This window comes from Jeotgalibacillus sp. JSM ZJ347 (assembly GCF_044383825.1).
Lineage (GTDB): Bacteria > Bacillota > Bacilli > Bacillales > Jeotgalibacillaceae > Jeotgalibacillus.
On the sequence record NZ_JBISEN010000005.1, the window covers coordinates 44,840 to 62,352 of the forward strand.

Consider the following 17,513-nt stretch of genomic DNA (forward strand, 5'->3'; position numbering starts at 1 on the left):
AAAAATCTTGCTTTCAAAAATGAGTCCGGGTTTATAGTTATACAAAAAACATTTATTAACATTTTCTCTTTTTGCATTCCACTAAAAAATTCTCAAGCACCTCAGGGTCAGACGCAAAATGAAGGTGCGTATATCCGGCCACAACATTTTTATATAAGTATCCCTCTTCCCCTGAACCAAAGTGACTGCTTACATGATAAGCACTCGGCATTTTTTCATATGGTGTAAAGGTCGAATAATGAAATTCATGACCGCGTAAGCTCGTTCCACTTTTTAAAAAAGGATTGCCTTCAGCGCCTGAGATTTCACGATAGCCGAGCGCTGCAAAATTCGTCTGCATCTCTGTTTTACCGGGCAGTACGCCGGTCATTGGATAAGTCTTTCCTTCCAGATTTGTGATTGATTCAGATAGATACATTAAGCCGCCGCACTCCGCGAGTACTGGGAGTCCTTTTTCAACTGCCTCTTTAATCGACTGCTTACCTTCACTGTTTTGTGAAAGCTCTTCTAAAAACTGCTCCGGAAAGCCACCGCCAATATAAAGACCGTCTGCTTCGGGCGGGAGCACGTCTCCATTTACCGGTGAAAAATAAATCACTTCAGCGCCATATGCTTCGATTAATTCAATATTTTCCTGATAATAGAAATTAAATGCCTGGTCATAGGCAACGGCTACTTTGACAGATATCGGATCTTTCTGCTTAAATAGCGTATTTGCAATTGCAAAAGGCGGCTGTTGACTGATCTGAAAAATCCGTTCTATATCAATTGTTTCCGCAACTGCTTCACCTAATTTTTCAAGCTGATCATTAAGTTCACCACGCTCAATTGATGGAACGAGACCAAGGTGACGCTCAGGCATGTTCATATTTTCATTTTCTGTGAGATAACCGCAGACCGGAATGCCGCACTCCTGTTCCACTGCTTCCTTAATCAGCTTGTAGTGACCTTCACTTCCAACCCTGTTTGCAATGACACCTGCAAGCAATACATTTGGATCCAGGCTCTGAAATCCTTTTACAACTGCCGCTGCACTGCGGGCTATGGCGGAACAATCTACTATCAGAATCACCGGGCAGTCCAGTATCGTACTGACCTCCGCTGCTGATCCCCGGTTAGACGTTGGGGACTCACCATCATAAAGCCCCATCATGCCTTCAATGATCGAAACGTCGGAGCCTTTACTCCCTTTCACAAACACTTCCTTCATCACATCCGCTGAAAGCATCCAGCTGTCCAGGTTGCGCGACGGACGCCCCGTGACAGCGGTGTGGTAAGACGGATCAATATAGTCCGGACCACATTTGAATCCCTGCACGGTCAGACCCTTTTTTATCAAAGCTGCCATTAATCCGATGGTGGTACCGGTTTTGCCTACACCGCTTGATACACCTGCGATTAGTACCCTGCGTTCAGTCATGAGCTCACTCCGTTTTGCAAAAGAGTACTGTTTTTTATTCTAAAGTTCATTACTTTTCCTCCTGTAAACTTTTCAAGGTTTCACCTCAGGAAAATCCTGTATACCTGTAAATTAACCCTATTGTAGATGAACCTCTGGTGCTTGTAAACTTCCCCATTAAATGGACTCAACACTAATTCTTACTAAAAAACGCCCACATCATGTATCTGATACGGGCGTTTAATACTCTATATTTTTAAACTGTTACTCCGGCTGATTCAAGTCTGTGTGTCTTTCTCGAAAATACCCGCCATAACAGTACATTGCAAAGTAAAGTCAAAGCCACTAATATGCCAATGCTCAAGTCATACATATACATACCTTCTGCAGAGAAAATCGCTTCTCTGAACCCGTAAATGACATAGGTCATTGGCAAGTATGGATTAATTGCTTCGAAAAATGGTGCTGTCAGTTCTCTCGGGAACATAGCGCCGCTTGCTGCGAGCTGCACGACGAGACCGACCATTACAATGAAACGTCCCGGATTTCCAAGGCCGACAACGAGCAGCGTGACAAGGAACATATAAGCGAGAGACGAGACAATTGAGATCGCAATGAAGAGACCGATATGATCGATTTCAAGACCGAGTCCGTAGATGACGATTGCATCCAGGATCAGCGCACTCATCACTGCCTGAACCGCTGCAATACTTGCTTTGCTGACCCAAAATTCCCTGCCTGATGCAGGAAGAATTTTAGCTTCACCGAGCGGGAAGATCATGTTAAATGCTAGTGCTGCGATAAAGAGTCCGATTGATAGAAAGTTTGGTGCGAGTGCATGTCCATAGTTCGGAACGTTGGACACTTTTTCAACGGAGGTTTCAGCAGGTGAAGCCATCATGGCATACGTCTTGTCGTCTGCATGAACACCCCCTGCTTCCTCTGCTCCATCAATCAGCTTTGCAGCAAGCTCTGTTGTACCGCTGCTCAGTTCAGAGAGTCCTTCACCAAGATCCCGCGAACCGTCTGTCAGCTGAGTCGCTCCATCTGAAAGATCTGCTGCGCCTGACGAAAGAGCCGTCGAGCCATCTGTGAGTGCAGGTGTATTCTCTGCCAACACACCAAGTCCTGACGCCAGCTGGTCTGAGCCATCAACGAGTGCGCCTGTATTTTCATTCAGCTTAGTTGACCCTTCAGCAAGCTGCTGCGCTCCACTGCTTAGTTCATCGGATTTCCCGTTCAGTGTCTGGGCACCTGATGTCAGGTTTGCAGCGCCGTTATTAATTTCTCCTACTGCCTGCGTATAAGCAACTGTGCCTTCTTTTAGCGACTCAGCTCCATTTGCAAGCGTACCTGTACCATCTGAAAGCTGACTCAATGAATCATTCAGCGCTTGTGCGCCGTCTGCTGCCTGATTAAATCCATTGATCAGTACAGGCACCTGATCGGCAAAAGCAGTCAGCTCATTATTGAGTGCGGTCCCGCCTGACGCAATCCCGCTGATGCCTTCTTCAATAGACTCAGCACCTGGAATCAGCTGCTGATTGAGCGCTGCAATCTGATCAGATAGAGCGGCCGCCTGCTCCATGTTACCTTCTGCGATCGCCAGGCTGAGCGCTGCGGAAAGCTCCTGCATCTGCGTCAAACCGGCTGTCAAATTGCTGCTCCCTTCTGTCATCTGAGACAACCCACTCTGTAAGCTGCCAATCCCGTCAGTCAGTGCAGAAACCCCTTCACTGTCTGATAATACAGAAGCCTGCTGCCGCATTTCCTCAAGGCCTGCAGCAAGCGGTTCACTGCCTTCCTGTTGTATTCTATTGATATTTTCATCAACTGACTGAACACCTGATGCTATATCATTTGCGCCGCTCACAAGTGACGCAGACTTCTCATATAGCTGTGACGTTCCTTCAGAAAGTGCGCCGGCACCTTCAGCAATCTGCGCCACACCTGCTGTATAAGCAGTCGTTCCTTCTTTTAAAGCTGAAGCGCCTGAGGCAAGCTCGCCTGTTCCATCAGCAAATTGATGAATGCCGTTTGTCAGATCTGATGCTCCGGCGTTCAACTGGTTCACCCCATCTGCAAATTGCTTCAGCCCAACACGTAACTCATTTGCACCATCCTGAAACGTGAGCGTTCCATCAGTCAGTTTTGCAAGCTGCTTCGTCAGTTCAGCAGCACCTTCTTTGGCGGTATTCGTACCATCCTCAAGCTGGCCTGAACCATCAGCTGCTTCTGCAAGACCATTTCCAAGCTCATTAATATTTTCAAACAGTACTTTGACATAGCTTTCCGTGACGCGGTCTGAAATGCTCTGATTCAGCTGATCTGCTGCATTACTGCTGATACTCTCAATAAAATAATTGCGCCCGGGATTGATCTTATAGGTTAAATTCATTTTCTCAGGCTCATCATCGAGCGCAGTCGCTGCACTTGATGAAAAGTCATCAGGAATGACGACCATCATATAATAATCATTGTCATCAAAGCCCTTCTCAGCTTCATCCCTGCTGATAAAATGCCACTGAAAATCTTTATTCGTCTTCAGTTCGTCCACGAGATCTTCACCAATCGAGAGTGTTGTCCCTTCAACATCAGCCGGCTGATCTTCATTAACCACCGCGACTGCCATATGATCTGTCTGATTGAATGGATCCCAAAATGATGACAAAATAATGCCGGCATAAATCACCGGAATAAACATCATGACAATCGCAGTCCCAAGCATTTTCTTATTTTTAAATAAAGACTGCCAGTCATACTTAAACATATTCACTTCGATTCACCTGATTTCTTCTCATCGTCCGTCAATTCATTCCAGTCCAGGTGCGGCGGTTCCATATCACCAAAGCCCTGCTTAAGCAGATCCTCACCTGTAATAGAAGAAAAATATTCAACCAGCTGCTGATCTGCTCCGTGAAATACATTTCTGAAAATCTCCTGACCCCTGCCAGCATTCTCACTATCATTGAATACTTTCTCAATGAGCCCTTTATCAGGAAACATTTTCATCTCACCTTCCATCGCCACAACAATATCAAGCATCGTGATCTCTCCCGGATCTTTAGCAAGCGTTACCCCACCTTTCGAACCGGGAACGGATTTGATAATGTCTTTGACAACCAGCTTTCTCATGATTTTTTTTAAGTAGGATGGAGATACCTCAAGTTTTTTGCTGATCACATCCGTTGCCACAGGGATCTGCTTCTCCTGGGTGGCAAGCAGCACTAAAATGCAGATCGCCTGCTCTACGCCATTTGTTAATTTCATCTACGTCACCTCTTCATAATGTGGATGTCAATTATCTATTATAGATACTATTTGTCCACTTTATATAATTTTATCTCAAGTTTCAACCATGTCACAAAATATTCATTAAGCGATTTGATATAAATAAGCTTTGTCTAATGACTTTATTCAATATCAGAGCACACAAAAAAGCAGGAGTTAACCTATTGTTATCTCCCGCTTTGCGTATAAATGTATTGATTAAAATTAAGATTTATAACTGATCTAGCGTTTCGGATAATTCCTCTTTCGATTTGAAACCGACTTTCTTGTCAACCAGTTCTCCATCCTTAAAAAATAATAAAGTTGGAATACTCATCACTCCGTATTCCTGTGCTGTTTCAGGATTTTGATCAACATTTAATTTCACAATTTTAGCTTGCCCATTTAGCTCGTCAGATAATTCTTCAAGTACCGGTGCGATCATTTTGCATGGACCACACCACGGCGCTCCAAGATCTGCGAGTACTAACCCTTCCTTGACCTCATTTTTGAAACTTTCATCAGTTACATTTAATACTGACATTGTTAACTCCTCCAATCTATTTCCTAACCATTAAATTGATATATTACGGTTAGAATATTAATCTATGTTAAACTGATAGTCAACGAAAAAGTTTGAGGAGGATTTACATTGACCCTTCCATTAGAAAGTTCAGCTCAATCACCATATCTATTTATTCATTTTGTAAATACAATTAATTATCAGCATAAGCGCAGAAACGATTTGCTTTTAACAGAAAACGATATTATAGATTGGCTGATTTATCTTAACCAACGGGAAATAATAACAACCGAACAACTCAGTTTTTTAAAGCAGAAATCATTTTCTGCAGATGAACTCACAAGGTTTAGAGATCAATGCCGACTTTATTTAGATAAAAAAATACCCGAGGATCAATTTATGAATGACCTTAGCAGGCTAACCAGCGGGGAGCTATTTTTTGAAATTTCTGAGGGCAAACTATTACCTGTACCTGTAAATGGAGGAAATAAGGGATTGATGGCTTTATTGTCTTTTTATATGCTTAAAAACAAAGAAGAGGGTATATTAAGCAAAGTATCTGCCTGTCAAAATGAAGAATGCTTTGCCTACTTTATTAATCAAAAGGGTCGCCGGAAATGGTGTTCAATGCAGACCTGTGGAAATCGCTTAAAAGCTAGAGCTCATTATGAGCGTAATAAAACAAAACGTTTTTCAACATAAAAAAGTCGGTTCAAACACTACTCCTTTTGCACAATCTACTAATCTAGTATGGCAGTATTACTCCCTGCGACAGATACAACTTTGTTTGTTTATAAGGAACTTTGTGCAGCACAAAGTTGAGAAATTTGTATTCTTTATAAATAAATAAAATGATTACATCTACTCATATGTAATGTTCAATATTAATCATCTATTGCCGTTAGATTGATTTGCATTTCATTTTAAGGGTATGTAATAGTAACATAGTCTGTAAATTTGGCCTTCTTACAACCATGTTTACGGAAATTTAATAAGAGGTGAATCTATGAGAAGTGTTTCAACAGTTTTTTGGTATGGGTTAGGTGTGTGCCTGATCGTTGTATTATGGGGCGTGCTCGCGCCGGTTAACCTTCAGACAGTCACAGCTGAAGTGACAGGGTTTTTATCTACCTGGTTTGGATGGTATTACTTACTAATCGTTATGATCATGTTGATTTTTTGTGTCTATCTAATTTTTTCACGATTTGGAAATATTAAATTAGGCAAATCTGATGACAAGCCTGAATTTAAGCTTTCTACATGGTTTGCGATGCTGTTTAGTGCCGGAATGGGAATGGGACTTGTGTTCTGGACTACAGCTGAACCGATCTCTCACGCTTTTACTTCAAGTCCGATTTCTGAAGAAGGCAGCAGTCAGGCAGTCAAAGAAGCGCTTCAATTTTCGTTTTTCCACTGGGGTGTTCACGCATGGGCTGTCTATGCGATCGTCGCGCTTGTACTTGCTTATTTTAAGTTTCATAAAGGGTATCCCGGACTGATCAGCGCCACGCTCATTCCTGTCTTTGGTGAAAAAAGAATGAACGGTATGCCCGGAACGATTATTGATACGCTTGCAGTTGTAGCAACAGTTGTCGGCGTCGCTGCAACACTTGGGTTTGGATCCGCTCAAATCAATGAGGGACTGGCATTTTTATTTAATACACCAAGTAATTTTACAGTTCAATTAATCATTTTAGCGATTTCTACGGCTTTATTTATTTTCTCAGCATGGTCTGGTGTCAGTAGAGGAATCAAATACCTCAGTAACATAAACATGTTTCTTGGATTTTTATTAATGATCATTTTATTGATTGTCGGTCCAACGTTATACATATTCAATATGTTTACAGATTCTCTTGGAGGTTATATTGCAAACTTTTTTGATATGAGCTTAAGAGTTGCACCTCTTAATGAAGAAAATCAATCCTGGATTAAAGCCTGGACGATATTCTACTGGGCCTGGTGGATTTCATGGTCACCGTTTGTTGGTATTTTCATTGCCAGAATTTCAAAAGGCCGTACTGTGAAAGAGTTCATGCTTGGTGTACTATTTGTACCTGCAATCGTTTGCTTTATCTTTTTCTCAGTGTTTGGTGTCTCAGCAATCAATCTGGAACAGCTTGGAATCGAAAAGATTTCGTCATTCCCAATTGAAACGGCTACATTTGCAACACTGCAGCATTATCCACTTGGCACACTCATGTCATTACTGACAATCGTGGTCATTGCAATCTTTTTCATTACATCAGCGGATTCTGCTACATTTGTACTCGGGATGTTATCTACATCCGGCTCCATGAATCCGGAAGGCCCTGTTAAGATTCTCTGGGGACTTTCACTTTCTTCAATGGCTGCTATTATTGTCTACTTTGGCGGCACACAAGGTCTGCAGAATGTATTGATTATTGCAGCGTTTCCATTTTCAGTCGTCATATTATTAATGGGATATTCCTTCTTCCGTGCTGCTAATCAGGAGGTCGGCAGAAGAAAGAAAAAAACGGATAAAAGTATTTAATGAAAACAGGATGCTCAGCTATCATGAGCATCCTGTTTTTTATAAATTGATGTTGTAAAAAATGATTTGAGCGGCTGCAACCAACCCTAAAAAAATGACGTTAATCATCGTATAGACAATCGTATCTCTGTTCACAATATGTGCCACAATTGATGTTATAAAAAAGTACCCTGCACCTGCAAAAGCCCAATGTCTTAATAAATCCGGTGCTATTGGAATTAAAAGAATGACAGCTGCAATCACTTTGGAAACAGCGAGCTGGATACGAATATAATCAGGTATTCTCAATTCCCTGATTCCCTCAATTGTGATTGGACTGAATAGATATGTCCATGCGCTCAACAACAGCATTCCTGATATAAGTGAAATCATAACCCAGTAATATTCAGGCATCTCCATCTGCCTTTACCACCTTACTTGCCCAAAATACGGGATATGACATAATCAGTTTGCAATAGACCGGTTGGATCTGCCTCTGTTTTATATTTTGTAAAGCCTGAAGCCCATTCAGATGTTCGCATTCTAAGCGGAAGCCTTTTTGTATTCAGCTGATCTAAGATGACTTCGGCAATTTCCTGAGGGGTTTGGAAAACACCTTCGTCCTGATTTGTTCGTTGCCCCATGAAATCATTTAACACCTGTTCAAAATCATCTTGAGGAAATCCTCCCGACTTTTCAACGTTTGCCAGTACTGAATTTGCAAATTCGGAAGAAATCCCTCCAGGCTCTACGACCATAAATTCAACCCCAAAATACGGCGTCACATAAGTGGCTAAGCTCTCATAATATCCTTCAATTGCAAATTTCGATGCACAATAGATCTCATGTAACGGCTGTCCAACCAGCCCACCCACTGAAGAAATGGAGATAATTCTCCCTTGATTTCTTTTTCTCATATGCGGCAGCACTGCTTTTGTACAACGGATCTGTCCGAACGTATTAATATCAAATACATGTTGATATTCTTCTTCTGTACTTTGCTCTGTTGTTTTGATAAATCCAACACCTGCATTATTGATAAGCAAGTCTATTTGGCCTTCTCTATCGATGACGAATTGAACCGCCTGATCAACAGATTTTTGTGATTGAACATCTAATTGAACGATCTCAATATCCAGACCCGATTCCTTCAAAGCAGTTACTTTATCTCTTTTAGAGACATCTCTCATGGTAGCGTAAACCTTCCATCCGTTTTCCGCTAAAGCTTTACTTAATCCAAGACCGAGACCTGTTGAAGTACCTGTAATCACTGCAACTTTACTTTTCATGTTCATCATCCTTTTTTTGAGTATTATGCCTGCTATTAAATTCAGGCAAGATTCGAGCTTATAAAATGAAAGGTGATCAATTTGATCAATTACACTATAATTGTTAAAGTGCACTTTAACACAAGAGTAAAATGAATTTTTAAAGGATGATTATATGTATTCAATGAAGCTGGTTACACAAAAAACAGGCTTATCAGCACCGACTCTTCGTTATTATGAAAAAGAAAAACTGCTGCCTTATGTGAAAAGAGACAAAAACGGATTAAGATTATACAGCGATCGGGATATCAAGTCGATTTTATTTATCAAGGCATTAAGATCTACAGATATGCCTGTCAGAGAAATCAAAGAGTATGTCAGACTGTATGAAGATGGCGATCAGTCTTTTCAATTAAGAAGAGACCTGTTAGAAAATCATAAAACAAGAGTGGAAGAGAATATCAGTTTACAAATCAATTATCTGAAGAAAATTAAAGAAAAGCTTGCATTATATGATCAATCTGCACCTGAGTTGAAAAGGTGAAATGGGAGAGCCACGCGATATGGACAAAACTAGGTGAGAAAGAAAAATAAGCTGATCATCTGGAGAACTGTTCTACACCTTTTTCATCACATGTTTGTGTCGGTTTACACAATTCTTTTAACGATTCCCTATGCCAGATTCAATTTCTACGCAACTATGTTTAATTTTATATCATATATTAAATCGTACGGGAATGATGTTTAACTTAACATAGGATGGGTGGTTAATATGATCAATTTAAAAAGAACCTCCTATCTCCAGGAGGTTCTTCACATCAATTTTTACAGCGCAGGTATTCCATTTCAGAATCGGCCAGCTGTCCATTTTCTTTATATTACTCAATTTAGTTAACTGCTACTGTTCATCACTTCCCTCACCGCTTTCTCTAACACTTCAACCCCGACTTTCAGACAATTCAGGTTGAAGGTCATGTGTGGATGATGAAGCCCTGGTGTCAGATCAGCTCCTAGGGCGAGCATAGATGCTTTAAGTTGCGGGCGTTCAATTGTGTAGAAGTGAAAATCATCACTTCCCGGAGTAATGATGGGTGCTTCACAATTATCTTCCCCCAGTACATCCTTAATCGCAAGGCTCAATATACTTTCTGCTTCTGTTGAAACCTCTGCACCCGGTGTGTAATCAATCCAGTCACCTTCTATTTCTATCTGATACATGATTTTTATTGCCTCTAGCGTGATCGACACTTCTTTTTTAAGCTGCTGAAGTCCATGATTGGTTTGAGCGCGCAGGTCCAGACTGAATAATGCATTTCCTGGTATAATATTCGGGCTATTTCCTCCTGCTAATAATTTAGTCATTTTTACTGAATGGGGTGTCATAGGAGACAGCCTGATTTGATTAAGGCGCTGTTGAATAGCAAATCCTGCATCAATTGCATTGACCCCCTGATGTGGTCTCGCACCATGTGCATCGGCACTAAGAATCTTACCTTCATAAAAAATTGCTGCACCGTGACGAATTGAAGGTGCTGCTTTTCCAAATCTGATTTCATCTTTAGGCCGCAAGTGAATACCAAACAAAGTCTCCATGTCATCAACAGCACCTGCTTCGATCACTTTCAATGAACCATTTCCTTGTTCTTCGGCAGGCTGGAACAGGCAACGGAAAGTTCCTTTTAATTGTGACTCTTTTTCTTTTAGGGTAAGGAGCGTACCAATGCCAATGGTCATATGAGCATCATGTCCACAGGAGTGGTTGGCTTTCATCTTGCCATCAACTTCCTGCCACAGCGCATCAATATCGGCACGCAGTCCAATCACTGGATTGCCGCTTCCAACTTCAGCAATCAAACCAGTATGATGTTCAAATGTCTGGAAGCGTATGTCAAATTTCGATAACACTGATGCAATGTATGCTGTTGTTTTCTTTTCCTTAAAGCTTACCTCTGCCATCTCATGTAATTCTTTATACAACTTTTCAAGCCACAGCTGATCCATTATGAGACTCCAATCAGTACTGCAACAATCAATGCAATAACTGCGATACAGAACCAGCCAAGGATTAATTTCCAAATAAATTTAACCCATCGTTCATAGGGAATACCAGCAACAGCAAGATAGCCCATCAATGATGCAGAGGTTGGAATAATTGAATTAGAGATACCATCGCCATATTGATATGCGAGCACCGCAACTTGCCGGTTAATGCCCAGCAGATCAGATAAAGGCGTCATGATTGGCATTGTAGTGGCAGCCTGTCCGCTTCCTGAGGGAATAAACAGGTTTGTAATTGTCTGTACCACCAGCATTCCCACTACATTCACCGTTTGAGGAAGCTGACTGATCAATGCTGCAAGTGAATTGACAAGTGTATCAATAATGACGCCATTTTCCATCACAACAAGAATCGCACGAGCAAAACCTACAATCAACGCACCGAATGCCACAAGCTTCATACCATCGACAAAAGCATCAAATACCTGATTCACATTTAACCCGCCTACAAATCCAGAAAGCAAACCAATAATAATGAATGATGCAGCAAGCTCAGTTAAATACCATCCCCACTGAAAAACACCAAAGACGTTAAAAATTAAACCACCAATGATAATTAAAAATACAAATAAATGCCTTGTTGAAAATGAAGGAAGTCCGGATTCCTTGATTTTCTCTTCCGCATCTTTTTTGGCTTTCAATTCAAGATCAGCAATGACACTGCGAGATGGGTCATTTTTTACTTTTCTTGCATATCTCATTACATAAAAAATTGCCACTGAAAGAATAAAAATGTATACCACAAAGCGAAAACCAAATCCTGAAAAGATCGGAACCTCAGCAATGCCCTGTGCGATTCCAACAGTAAATGGATTCAGCATACCACCTATAAATCCGCTCGCTGCTCCGAGGCTGACCATTGCAGTACCAGTAATCGCGTCATATCCTATCGCACGGGCAATCGCAATCCCAATCGGAACAAAAATAATACTCTCCTCTGACATACCCATGGTTGCTCCAAGCACTGAGAAAATAAACATGGTGATTGGAATTAATAAAAATTCTTTTTTGCCAAGCTTTACAACCGTTTTATGTATACCAGCTTCAATTGCATTCGTAGCGCGAATGATACCAAAAGCCCCACCTACTAAAAAGATATAAAAAATGATAGAAGAACCTGCTGCCATCCCTTCTGGAATTGCCATAAAGACTTCAAAAAAGCCAATCGGATTTGATTCCACTTCCTTGTAGCTGTCACCAACCACGACTGTTCTCCCATCTACTTCTTCTCGATCGAACTGTCCTGCAGGAACAATGTAAGTTGCAATCGCCGCCAAAATCACAATCGAAAAAATAATGGCGTATGTATGTGGAATTGGCAATTTCTTTTTCTTTTCACTCATATTATCTTCTCCTTTATTTCATCATATTTAACACTTAAGCTCTGCAGCAAGGAACGATCTATGTCAATGCCCAGACCAGGTTGCCCGGTAAGGACTACTTCAGGAATCTGGTAGCTCAGGTTACCAACGTCACTTGAGAACAACAAAGGTCCTGTAAGTTCAGTGCTGGTAATATTTTTTCTTGCCATCGCTGCGTGATATCCTGCTGCTGAACCAATTGATGATTCCACCATTGAACCAATTTGACATGTAAGTCCTGCTGCTTCCGCTGTTTTAGCCATATGAACGGCAGGATAGATACCTCCACATTTCATTAACTTGATATTGATTTTATCTGCTGCACGTGTCACAATCGCTCTGTTTAGATCTGTCTCACTCACAACACTTTCATCAAGCATCAATGGAATAACAGAGAAAGATCTCAGTTCATTCATAGCATCAAATTCATGAGGGGCAAGCGGCTGTTCAATCCAGTCCAGATTAAGTGAGGCAAGCTGTGACAGCGCACGTTTTGCCTGGTCAACTGTTTTCCAGCCCTGATTGACATCCACTCTGATTGGCACCTTGTCTCCTACTGTCTGACGAATCATATGTAAGCGCCGGACATCTGTCTGGACATCTCCACTCAACTTAATTTTTAATTCTCTATATCCCTCATTCAGCGATTCTTTGCATTGTGATGCCATTTTTTCTGGTGTTCCAATGGAAATCACCTTTGGATAGGTAAGTCTGTCATGTGCTTTCCCACCCAGCAGATCATACACTGGCAATCCTGCTGCTTTGCCCATTAAGTCATAGCAGGCGATATCAATTGCGGCTTTAATTGAAGGATTATGTATTAACCTGTCATTCATTTTCTGATGAATACGTTCAATATTAAATGGTGATTCACCAATCACTTCAGGAATCAGCATATGCTTTAATAGGGCGTACGCTCCTTCAAAAGATTCTCCTGTTACATGCTCATCAGGTACAGCTTCTCCAAACCCGCTAATTCCTTCATCTGTTTTTAGTTCCAGAATGATAGAAGGCATGTGTGGAAATGTTGCATAAGATATGACAAACGGCTCGATAAATGGAAGGTGGATTCCCCATATATTCGCTTCAATAATTTTCATAACAGTCACCTCTATTTTGTCGTTATTTTGTCGTTTATTATACATTATAATAATCTGAAAATTTTATCTAGTCAACCTGATTCAAGAGTTTTTCTGTTGCACGATAGACTGCTCTCGGACGTCCCTGATCATATGGACGTTCAGTACCGGCATGTTGAATATATTGAAATTCAACAAACTTTTTGATCATTCTCTCAGCAGATCTTCTGGATTTTCCAGTGTAGGCAGCAAAATCATTTGCAGTAAAAGCTGGTGCGTCGCCATCAATAATAAATGATAAAAAAAGATGAACTGCTTTGGCAGCCAGATCAATTTCTTCAGCAATACGCAGGACATCTACAGAATCGGATTTAACTTTTATCTGCACCTTATGTTCAGCATTCCAATCTAATAAAACGTCTTTATCATTCAATAGATAAACTGCTGGACCACTGTGCTGATGTTTTTTTGCATACTGTAATGCATCATGTGCATGCAACTCTGCCCGCCTGAGCGTCTGCCCAAATCCAATCCCGATCACAGGTATATCTCCTGCTCCAAGCAGCTGCTCAGCATCAAAATTCTCTTCTACTGCTCCGCGTGTTGAATACAGATTCCAACTGTCATCCTGTTGTGTAACAGTGCCATTAAGCAACCGAATAAATGGATCATTTATCGCTTTGTATGAGCCATCTACTTTGATTACTGCAACCTGGGATTTTTTCTCCTGCTCCAGCCTGCCGATTTGAATCGCTTTTTCGATTCCTTCTAACGTTGCAGATTCCGCCTGGATCATATAACGCGCAGGTACTCCGAGAGAAAGAAGCTGATCATATACGGCATGTATGCTTGTTAGGGCAATCAATGTTTCACCTGATTCATATAATGACCGGTGGTAGTTCACAAACGCATCGAGGTCAAGCGTTTTTTGTTCTGATAACTCTTTATAGATCCATGCATAATCTTTTATGAACTTTACTTCATGGTCAGCCCCGAGCTGCTTAAGCACTCCATGAATCGTTCGCTGATCAGGCAAATCCAGTGACACCCGGCTCATGGTGATACCTTCCTGATAAAAAAGCTTGAACAACGAAAGCGCCACCATTATTTCAGTAAACGGAGCGAAGGTGTATAGCAATTTTTTTTGCTTCACAGCAGAACGGGCATAAAAATAAGGAATGATACCTGAGAATAGCCAAACATCCATTTTCTCTTCAACAGACCTGATTATACTTTCAGCCTCATCGGGAGATTCATATAAATATGGATAAAAACTGACTTCACGATATCTTTCTTTTAATTTTTCTATATCTTCAAGAAACTGCCTTGAACCAATTACACCAATTTTCATCATGTCACCCCCTGAATTGTGGTCTTATTATATCAAATTTGAGCTGACGGAAAACAACACAAAAAAATACCGCGAATTTACGAAGGAGTATCCAGGAACACTAGCTAGCCTAAAAAACCTGTCTCAAAACAGGTTCGAACGTTCAGAATTGTTTTCTGGACAGGGAGGAACTTTCTAAACCACCCTGTCCTGGACAATTTCACACACATTCAGAACTAATTTCAAAACAGGAGAAAACCTTTAACAAATATCATTAAAATCAACTGTGATTAATCAGCCATTTGATGCCCGTTGCTTCTTCTGATACTTCCCAAAGTCTCTTGGCAACTTTTTTATCAAGTGCATGCGGCTTTATGACACAATCTCCGACTGGACCGACCCAGTTTGTAAAATCAGTCCGATTAAATAGCACCGCAATGAAAATCGCAACTGGCGTTAATATAACAGACGCTGCCTTTGAAGTCGGATATGTCAGTGCTTCTCAATTCAGCAGGGAATTCAAGAGAATGTATGGACAGTCTCCAAAACAATGAAGTATGACCCACAAACTGCCTTCAGAAATGAACCAGTTAAATAAATATGAATCAATTTCAGAAGGCTGCAGGTCTGCCGGCAAATTTAATTAAATAATGAATCTCTGATCATTCTAAAGTGTTAAATACCATATAAAAATGTTGGTTTAATATGTGGTCCCTGGCTCACAGCATGCTTAAACCGCTTTTTTAAGGCTAGTGAGAAATTTAGAAATGAGCATGCTTTTCTTTTCGAAATAACATGTGTGAGTTTTTTAATAAAATAAAGAAACATGCGCCAATCAATAAGGATGCTGCAGCCGTCATAATATAAACAACTGACAGATCATCAGAAATACTCTCAACAAAAGAAGATAAAAATTGACCTAGAAAAACAGCAGAAGAAAAGTAAGCAAGATTTTTACCACGATTAGTTGTACTGCTTTTTTCGACTGTCATATGATTTGCGAGCGGAATTGTAAATCCAAATCCAAAGCCGATCAGGATCCCCCCTCCAATTGCCACCAGAATGAAGGTCTGATTCAACCCAAGCAGTAAGTAACCAGTACCAAATAGGATAAAACCGCTCATCAATGTGGAATAATCATTCATTTTACTGACAACTTTAGGCATCTGACTGGCTGAAATCACTGCAACCAAAGAAATCATTGCCAGAAAATATCCTGTTCCTTCAGAAGTCATATGAAAATGCTCTGCAAGATAAAATGGTACAGAAACCATCGTGACAAAAAATATAGTCATTGCAAGCATAGCGGACAATAATACTGGCCAGATTTTTTTTGAGGACATCTCGTCTAATGGCATTTCCTTCTTTTCTTCTTTAGAAGGAAATGGAACAAAGATCACTAGTGTGATTAGAGCGATCCATCCAATTAGATATAATAAGAACGGAAATTGCCATCCAAAACTCCCCAATATACCTCCAATACTTAAGAATATGATACCTCCAGCTTCGATAGACATGCCTTGAAGTGCAATCATCTTCAAGCGCTTCTCTTTATCAAAAAACTCCGCAAGTAACCCGGTTGCTGCTGACATGACAACAGCGGTTGCACCACCAAGCAGAATTCGATCTATTAAAATAATAGAAGTTCCTTCTAACCAAATTGCTGTTATCCCCAGTGCCCCATACAAAAATAGACCAATACATAAAGAGATGTAAGGACCAGCTCTATCGATCAATTTACCAGCCAACGGAGCAAAAATCACTACCCCAAGAGAGGGAAGCGTCGTTAGCCAGGCTGCGTGATTTTCCATATTAAAATGCCCGGATATAGTAGGTAAAGCAGGTGTAATCGCACTACCTACCATGACAGTAAGACTTGCTGCAAGCATTAAAGCAAATATGCCTGATTTGGATAATTCATTCATTGAAGCTACCTCCTTTATCATTAGAAACATATCTTATCATAAAGATAGTTAGGAAACTAACTAAATGCATCTGATATATGATAAACTATTTTTAGAAAGGATGAATTCTATGAATGAATCACATCACGATGATATCGGATATCAGATACAAAAAATATCTCATTCCATAAAATTGCTGCAAAATGACAGACTTCAAAGTGAAGGATTAAGTGTTTCTCATGTAAACGTCATGTTTGTTCTCTATGAAAAAGATGGAGTGAAACAATCTTACCTTCAACGCGAACTCGGAATTCGAGGTTCATCTTTATCCAAGCTGATCGATATTCTGATTCAAAAAGATTTAGTGTATAAAAAATCCGTTGAACATGATGCCAGAACAAAACTGATTTATTTAACAAACCTGGGGAAAGAACGAAAAAGTCAACTTCAGCATATTCGATATGATTTGGAGAGCGAAGTCACACACCCGCTTACAAAAAAAGAAATTGATCAGATGCAAAAAATGTTGACTAAAATTAAGAATCACCTTGAGGGTTAGTCTTTTTAACTTAGAATCATAAGCGCCTCTATACCTTGCGTATCAAGCTTCTCTGCTACAATGGTTATCCAGACTTATATCACTTACTTTATAATCCCCCTGTCCTAAACACTTGCTAATGTTAAGAGTATGAAGGACAGGGAATAATTGATTAGCACAGAGTTTAAATCCCTCTATTATTCTCAATAGCTTCCAGTAAGTCGTTTTTTCTCAAACCATCCAAGCATGCATAAAATTGATTCTGTTTATTGTGATCCAAACGATAAAT

16 protein-coding genes are annotated in these 17,513 nt (G+C 40.5%); 5 read left to right on the forward strand and 11 right to left on the reverse strand.

Going from position 1 to position 17,513, the window contains the following annotated elements; all coding sequences use genetic code 11:
* Positions 1-55: 55 nt before the first annotated feature.
* The 4 genes from ACH6CZ_RS13865 to trxA form a co-directional block, all read right to left on the reverse strand.
* Positions 56-1,420: a cobyrinic acid a,c-diamide synthase CobB gene (locus ACH6CZ_RS13865; RefSeq protein WP_374098059.1), complete on the reverse strand. Its 1,365-nt coding sequence runs from the start codon at positions 1,418-1,420 to the stop codon at positions 56-58.
* 235 nt (positions 1,421-1,655) lie between these two features.
* The gene (locus ACH6CZ_RS13870; RefSeq protein ID WP_374098126.1) at positions 1,656-4,169 is read right to left on the reverse strand and encodes a YhgE/Pip family protein; all 2,514 of its coding nucleotides are present in this window, start codon (positions 4,167-4,169) and stop codon (positions 1,656-1,658) included.
* 2 nt (positions 4,170-4,171) lie between these two features.
* Positions 4,172-4,669 carry an RrF2 family transcriptional regulator gene (locus ACH6CZ_RS13875; RefSeq protein WP_374098060.1) on the reverse strand — a complete coding sequence of 166 codons (498 nt, stop codon included), beginning with the start codon at positions 4,667-4,669 and terminating at the stop codon, positions 4,172-4,174.
* Positions 4,670-4,901: 232 nt separating this feature from the next.
* On the reverse strand, positions 4,902-5,213 hold the full coding sequence (gene trxA, locus ACH6CZ_RS13880) for a thioredoxin (protein ID WP_374098061.1): 312 nt from the start codon (positions 5,211-5,213) through the stop codon (positions 4,902-4,904).
* A 108-nt stretch (positions 5,214-5,321) separates the two neighbouring features.
* Here trxA and ACH6CZ_RS13885 point away from each other — a divergent pair, with 108 nt between their 5' ends.
* Both ACH6CZ_RS13885 and ACH6CZ_RS13890 read left to right on the forward strand, forming a co-directional pair.
* The gene (locus ACH6CZ_RS13885) at positions 5,322-5,894 is read left to right on the forward strand and encodes a CGNR zinc finger domain-containing protein (RefSeq protein ID WP_374098062.1); all 573 of its coding nucleotides are present in this window, start codon (positions 5,322-5,324) and stop codon (positions 5,892-5,894) included.
* 304 nt (positions 5,895-6,198) lie between these two features.
* Complete coding sequence (locus ACH6CZ_RS13890; protein WP_374098063.1) at positions 6,199-7,707, forward strand: BCCT family transporter; 1,509 nt, start codon at positions 6,199-6,201, stop codon at positions 7,705-7,707.
* Between the two features lie 39 nt (positions 7,708-7,746).
* Here the strand turns inward: ACH6CZ_RS13890 and ACH6CZ_RS13895 are convergent, their stop codons facing one another.
* On the reverse strand, positions 7,747-8,106 hold the full coding sequence (locus ACH6CZ_RS13895) for a DoxX family protein (protein WP_374098064.1): 360 nt from the start codon (positions 8,104-8,106) through the stop codon (positions 7,747-7,749).
* 14 nt (positions 8,107-8,120) lie between these two features.
* Positions 8,121-8,975 (reverse strand): SDR family oxidoreductase, encoded by an 855-nt coding sequence (locus ACH6CZ_RS13900; protein WP_374098065.1) that lies wholly within the window; start codon positions 8,973-8,975, stop codon positions 8,121-8,123.
* A gap of 154 nt (positions 8,976-9,129) precedes the next feature.
* On the opposite strand from ACH6CZ_RS13900, the gene ACH6CZ_RS13905 reads away from it, so the two are divergent.
* Positions 9,130-9,498 carry a MerR family transcriptional regulator gene (locus ACH6CZ_RS13905; RefSeq protein WP_374098066.1) on the forward strand — a complete coding sequence of 123 codons (369 nt, stop codon included), beginning with the start codon at positions 9,130-9,132 and terminating at the stop codon, positions 9,496-9,498.
* A gap of 347 nt (positions 9,499-9,845) precedes the next feature.
* Here ACH6CZ_RS13905 and ACH6CZ_RS13910 read toward each other — a convergent pair whose 3' ends face one another.
* The 4 genes from ACH6CZ_RS13910 to ACH6CZ_RS13925 form a co-directional block, all read right to left on the reverse strand.
* The gene (locus ACH6CZ_RS13910; protein ID WP_374098067.1) at positions 9,846-10,955 is read right to left on the reverse strand and encodes an amidohydrolase; all 1,110 of its coding nucleotides are present in this window, start codon (positions 10,953-10,955) and stop codon (positions 9,846-9,848) included.
* Positions 10,955-12,355: a YfcC family protein gene (locus ACH6CZ_RS13915; RefSeq protein WP_374098068.1), complete on the reverse strand. Its 1,401-nt coding sequence runs from the start codon at positions 12,353-12,355 to the stop codon at positions 10,955-10,957. Before ACH6CZ_RS13915 ends, ACH6CZ_RS13910 begins: the two co-directional genes overlap by 1 nt.
* The gene (locus tag ACH6CZ_RS13920) at positions 12,352-13,473 is read right to left on the reverse strand and encodes a mandelate racemase/muconate lactonizing enzyme family protein (RefSeq protein WP_374098069.1); all 1,122 of its coding nucleotides are present in this window, start codon (positions 13,471-13,473) and stop codon (positions 12,352-12,354) included. The genes ACH6CZ_RS13915 and ACH6CZ_RS13920 overlap by 4 nt, the downstream gene beginning before the upstream one ends.
* A gap of 67 nt (positions 13,474-13,540) precedes the next feature.
* Positions 13,541-14,803 (reverse strand): hypothetical protein, encoded by a 1,263-nt coding sequence (locus ACH6CZ_RS13925; RefSeq protein WP_374098070.1) that lies wholly within the window; start codon positions 14,801-14,803, stop codon positions 13,541-13,543.
* A gap of 353 nt (positions 14,804-15,156) precedes the next feature.
* Here ACH6CZ_RS13925 and ACH6CZ_RS13930 point away from each other — a divergent pair, with 353 nt between their 5' ends.
* Positions 15,157-15,336, forward strand: a complete 180-nt coding sequence (locus ACH6CZ_RS13930) for a helix-turn-helix domain-containing protein (protein WP_374098071.1) — start codon at positions 15,157-15,159, stop codon at positions 15,334-15,336.
* A 207-nt stretch (positions 15,337-15,543) separates the two neighbouring features.
* Here ACH6CZ_RS13930 and ACH6CZ_RS13935 read toward each other — a convergent pair whose 3' ends face one another.
* A complete protein-coding gene (locus ACH6CZ_RS13935; protein ID WP_374098072.1) occupies positions 15,544-16,707 on the reverse strand; it encodes an MFS transporter in 1,164 nt (387 codons plus the stop codon).
* 109 nt (positions 16,708-16,816) lie between these two features.
* Between ACH6CZ_RS13935 and ACH6CZ_RS13940 the strand changes: the two genes are divergently transcribed.
* The gene (locus ACH6CZ_RS13940; RefSeq protein WP_374098073.1) at positions 16,817-17,245 is read left to right on the forward strand and encodes a MarR family winged helix-turn-helix transcriptional regulator; all 429 of its coding nucleotides are present in this window, start codon (positions 16,817-16,819) and stop codon (positions 17,243-17,245) included.
* Positions 17,246-17,513 lie beyond the last annotated feature (268 nt).

Coding starts and splice junctions, on each gene's coding strand:
- ACH6CZ_RS13915 (WP_374098068.1), bottom strand. CDS start 12,355: ATGAGTGAAAAGAAAAAGAAATTGCCAATTCCACATACATACGCCATT.
- ACH6CZ_RS13905 (WP_374098066.1), top strand. CDS start 9,130: ATGTATTCAATGAAGCTGGTTACACAAAAAACAGGCTTATCAGCACCG.
- ACH6CZ_RS13865 (WP_374098059.1), bottom strand. CDS start 1,420: ATGACTGAACGCAGGGTACTAATCGCAGGTGTATCAAGCGGTGTAGGC.
- ACH6CZ_RS13925 (WP_374098070.1), bottom strand. CDS start 14,803: ATGAAAATTGGTGTAATTGGTTCAAGGCAGTTTCTTGAAGATATAGAA.
- ACH6CZ_RS13895 (WP_374098064.1), bottom strand. CDS start 8,106: ATGGAGATGCCTGAATATTACTGGGTTATGATTTCACTTATATCAGGA.
- trxA (WP_374098061.1), bottom strand. CDS start 5,213: ATGTCAGTATTAAATGTAACTGATGAAAGTTTCAAAAATGAGGTCAAG.
- ACH6CZ_RS13930 (WP_374098071.1), top strand. CDS start 15,157: ATGACACAATCTCCGACTGGACCGACCCAGTTTGTAAAATCAGTCCGA.
- ACH6CZ_RS13890 (WP_374098063.1), top strand. CDS start 6,199: ATGAGAAGTGTTTCAACAGTTTTTTGGTATGGGTTAGGTGTGTGCCTG.
- ACH6CZ_RS13920 (WP_374098069.1), bottom strand. CDS start 13,473: ATGAAAATTATTGAAGCGAATATATGGGGAATCCACCTTCCATTTATC.
- ACH6CZ_RS13875 (WP_374098060.1), bottom strand. CDS start 4,669: ATGAAATTAACAAATGGCGTAGAGCAGGCGATCTGCATTTTAGTGCTG.
- ACH6CZ_RS13900 (WP_374098065.1), bottom strand. CDS start 8,975: ATGAAAAGTAAAGTTGCAGTGATTACAGGTACTTCAACAGGTCTCGGT.
- ACH6CZ_RS13935 (WP_374098072.1), bottom strand. CDS start 16,707: ATGAATGAATTATCCAAATCAGGCATATTTGCTTTAATGCTTGCAGCA.
- ACH6CZ_RS13940 (WP_374098073.1), top strand. CDS start 16,817: ATGAATGAATCACATCACGATGATATCGGATATCAGATACAAAAAATA.
- ACH6CZ_RS13910 (WP_374098067.1), bottom strand. CDS start 10,955: ATGGATCAGCTGTGGCTTGAAAAGTTGTATAAAGAATTACATGAGATG.
- ACH6CZ_RS13870 (WP_374098126.1), bottom strand. CDS start 4,169: ATGTTTAAGTATGACTGGCAGTCTTTATTTAAAAATAAGAAAATGCTT.